Source organism: Bartonella sp. AA81SXKL (assembly GCF_042196945.1).
Classification (GTDB): domain Bacteria; phylum Pseudomonadota; class Alphaproteobacteria; order Rhizobiales; family Rhizobiaceae; genus Bartonella.
The window spans coordinates 1-1,332 of the sequence record NZ_JBHIRH010000087.1 but is presented as its reverse complement, the minus strand read 5'-3'; the positions used below and the strand labels follow the sequence as shown (position 1 = coordinate 1,332).

Annotated in this window: 3 protein-coding genes; 2 read left to right on the top strand and 1 reads right to left on the bottom strand. The window is 39.6% G+C overall.

Features of this window, described 5'->3' with window-relative positions:
* Together ACFINZ_RS09675 and ACFINZ_RS09670 are read left to right on the top strand one after the other, a co-directional pair.
* A partial coding sequence (locus tag ACFINZ_RS09675; RefSeq protein WP_375701408.1) for a hypothetical protein occupies positions 1-432 on the top strand: 432 nt, incomplete at its 5' end.
* Between the two features lie 180 nt (positions 433-612).
* Positions 613-939 carry a hypothetical protein gene (locus tag ACFINZ_RS09670; protein WP_034447437.1) on the top strand — a complete coding sequence of 109 codons (327 nt, stop codon included), beginning with the start codon at positions 613-615 and terminating at the stop codon, positions 937-939.
* Positions 940-980: 41 nt separating this feature from the next.
* Here the strand turns inward: ACFINZ_RS09670 and ACFINZ_RS09665 are convergent, their stop codons facing one another.
* A complete protein-coding gene (locus tag ACFINZ_RS09665) occupies positions 981-1,274 on the bottom strand; it encodes a HigA family addiction module antitoxin (RefSeq protein WP_034447441.1) in 294 nt (97 codons plus the stop codon).
* Between the last annotated feature and the right edge of the window lie 58 nt (positions 1,275-1,332).

The window sequence follows — 1,332 nt, the reverse complement described above, 5'->3', positions numbered from 1 at the left end:
GAACAAGCTTTTGCAACTTATCAGACAGTCCAAAACTTACTTATCTTGAAAGCGTCTGTTGAAGATATTGCAGAGGCTCTTGATGTGCTTGAAGGTGGTTTGACAATGCAAAAAGTTTCGAATGCAGAGGCACGTGCAAAGGCTTATATCACAGCTCTTAACGGCATTTCGCTATGGGCTTTGTTGCAGGCTGTTAAAAATCTTGTGCGTGGAGAAGCCAAAGGCATGTCAACAACCTTTGTGCCCTCTTGTGCTGATCTTGCGCAGTATTGTCGCGATTTAGAAAACAGGCTTTCTGGAACTGCTGAGAAAGTGTTTATAGCTGTTGAAAATAGTCGTAACCTAGCCTTAGGAGGCAAGCGCATCTCATTTATGAGAATAGGAAAGCCTTGTGAAGAGCTTCATGGCAACTTGAGTTCAAAAGCAGCCTAAAAACAGCAAAATAGTGAAAAGTGCTGATCATTTTGGATTAGATATGCGTTTAAATCGACAAAAAGGCACCGTACAGCGCGATTTAGAACTTTTTTGATCAAACCACATTAGGAACATAAAACGCACCATACGGTCAAATTTGAGACAAATAACGCTATTGGTAAAATATAGGATGAAAACATGCCCATTTTAAAACATTTGCTCTTAAAAAACCGTAAACAGCCCATGCAAAAAAAATTTGTTGCAACCGCTGTTGGATATGTGCCGTGGGGAGATGGAGCCGCTGAGTATTTTTATAATCTCTACGAATATGAAGACGGTACAAGAGAGTGTGAAAAATTTGATGGCGGTCAGTATTACAAAATACCTGAGAATGCGGACTTTAGCACCAAAGCGCAAGTAAAAGCGTGGATTTATGGGGGTGCGGTACCTAAAAGTGTTCTCAATTATGAACCCCTCATAGACGAGATCAATAGAGAAATTAAAAAATTATCAAAAAACATTTGATGTGTTTTAAGCGAAAAAACGGTCAAGCCAAGTCTTAATTGCTAAGGATGGCTTACTTGCTCTAAAGACGAAATATCCGGCATGGGGTTATTATGCCGAGCTTGCCATAAATCATGCTTTTGTTGCAATTTAAGCCAAAATTCTGCGTCGTTTAAACCAGCTATTTCTAAGCGTAAAGCTAAATTAATGCTAATTGCTGCATGACAATTCAAAACACGTGATAAAGTTAAGCGCGCAACGCCGAGACGATTTGCTGCCTCTGTTATTGTCAATCCTCGTTCATCAAGCAACTCTTCTTTCAAAATACCACCAGGGTGTGGGGGATTGTACATCATGATAACACCTCAAAAATTAATGGTAATCTTGGTAATCAACAAGTTCAACATTTGTTCC

Coding starts and splice junctions, on each gene's coding strand:
- ACFINZ_RS09670 (WP_034447437.1), top strand. CDS start 613: ATGCCCATTTTAAAACATTTGCTCTTAAAAAACCGTAAACAGCCCATG.
- ACFINZ_RS09665 (WP_034447441.1), bottom strand. CDS start 1,274: ATGATGTACAATCCCCCACACCCTGGTGGTATTTTGAAAGAAGAGTTG.